Origin of the sequence: Microbacterium sp. B19, assembly GCF_000333395.1 — a bacterium.
Taxonomy (GTDB): domain Bacteria; phylum Actinomycetota; class Actinomycetes; order Actinomycetales; family Microbacteriaceae; genus Microbacterium.
The window spans coordinates 1-1,705 of the sequence record NZ_BADA01000066.1 but is presented as its reverse complement, the minus strand read 5'-3'; the positions used below and the strand labels follow the sequence as shown (position 1 = coordinate 1,705).

General features: G+C 70.4%; 1 protein-coding gene and 1 pseudogene. One reads left to right on the top strand and one right to left on the bottom strand.

Translation table 11 applies throughout. The features are described from left to right. Positions 1–7: 7 nt before the first annotated feature. Positions 8–1,234: a carbamoyl phosphate synthase large subunit gene (locus I5G_RS02475; protein ID WP_022877643.1), complete on the bottom strand. Its 1,227-nt coding sequence runs from the start codon at positions 1,232–1,234 to the stop codon at positions 8–10. A gap of 105 nt (positions 1,235–1,339) precedes the next feature. On the opposite strand from I5G_RS02475, the pseudogene I5G_RS20180 reads away from it, so the two are divergent. After that, positions 1,340–1,705, top strand: a pseudogene (locus tag I5G_RS20180) (circularly permuted type 2 ATP-grasp protein); the annotation flags it as partial.

Genomic DNA, 1,705 nt, shown 5'->3' with positions numbered 1-1,705 from the left:
TGACCCCTCACGCGCGGGGACCCCGGTGCACCGCCTCCAGGGCCTCGGCGTCGGCGGAGGACATGCCCTGGATCGGCTCGCCGTTCCAGACGATGTCGTCGCCGAGGGCGGCCAGCACCTCCTTGCGGTCGCCGTGCGAGATCTTGGCGCCGTGCACGATGGTCGCCGGGCTCCACAGCATCGCGGCGTCGTCCCACCATCCGGCGCCGACGTCGCGGACCCGCACGAGGTCGTGCAGCGTATGGGGCAGGTGCGACAGCGGCTCGGTGAAGGCGTCGGCGAGGACCGCGAGCGTGATCTGGCGCTGCGTGCCGGGGACCGCCACGACCGTCCGATCGACCGAACCCTCCATCGCGCGGGAGACGTCCTCGGCCTCGAGCAGGATGACGCCGTTCGTGGGGCGCGGATTGCACTCGATGATCTTGTAGTCGGGCGCGTCGGCGGTGCCGTGGTCGACGAAGTCGAACGATATCTGGCCTGTGAACGTCGGGTCGAGGGCGTCGATGAGCTGCTGCGTGTACCGCAGCGTGTCGGTGCTGTCGACGGCGATGAAGCCGATCGCGGTGCTGTGCGCCCACTGCTCGGCGGCCTTGTACGTCGTGTGTGCCGTGACGCGGCCGTCGACGACGACGCTGTAGGTGCAGACCATCGGGCCGTCGACGAACGGCTGCACGAGCCACGGCTGCTCGGGCGTCGGCACGCAGTCCTCGATCGGCACCTTGCCCGCGAGCGGCCCGGTGTTCGTGAGGAGCCCGACACCGCCGCGCGAGAACGCCGCGCGGGCGAAGTACCGCGGGAAGCCGTCGATCGCCGCCCGGAGTTCGTCGGGCGACGTGACGACGACCGTCTCGGGGATCGGCACTCCGGCATCCTGAGCCAGGCGCTGGAAGCTCGCCTTGTCGTGGAGGCGCGCGAGGTCGGCGAAGCCCCCCGCGTACAGCTCGACGCCCTCCGGGAGGTCGGCGACGCGGGCCGCGAGGTAGAAGACCTCCTCGAAGGTGGGGATGATCACGTCGATGTCGTGCTCGCGCACGTACGCGCCGACCGTCTCGATGAAGGCATCCGTCTCGAATCGGGGAGACGGGGTCACCAGGTGCCCGGCGAGGAAGCGGGAGTGGTTGCCGACCGCGCCGTCGTACGTGTCGCTGGCGAAGACCGTGTGGCCGACGCTGCCCAGCTTGCGGACGAGGTCCAGGGCGAACGTGTTGCGGGAACTGGTGATGAGCACGCGCATGAGGGCACCTTCGGCGGAGGCGACGGATGTCGCGCCAGCCTAGCGACGGCGGCGCGCGCCGCGGGGGAAACACCTCCGCAACACGGGCCTCGGTAGGCTCGCTGCATGGGTGACCTGTTCGACGGTTACGGCTCCACGCTGGCGCCGCGCAAGACCGCATCCGGCATCCCGGCGTACGACGAGATGTTCGGTGTCCCGGCCGCCCCGGGAGACGCTGTACCCTCGCGCGAGGCGTATCGGGAGCTTTACCAGACGCTGGCGCAGATGACGCAGGAGGAACTGCGCGGGCGCACCGACTCGCTCGCGAGCTCCTATCTCGCCCAGGGCGTGACGTTCGACTTCGCCGGCGAGGAGCGTCCGTTCCCGCTGGATGCCGTGCCCCGGGTCATCGCGTACGACGAGTGGTCGCGCATCGAGGCGGGGGTGAAGCANCGGGTGCGGGCGCTCGAGGCGTTTCTCGACGACGCGTAC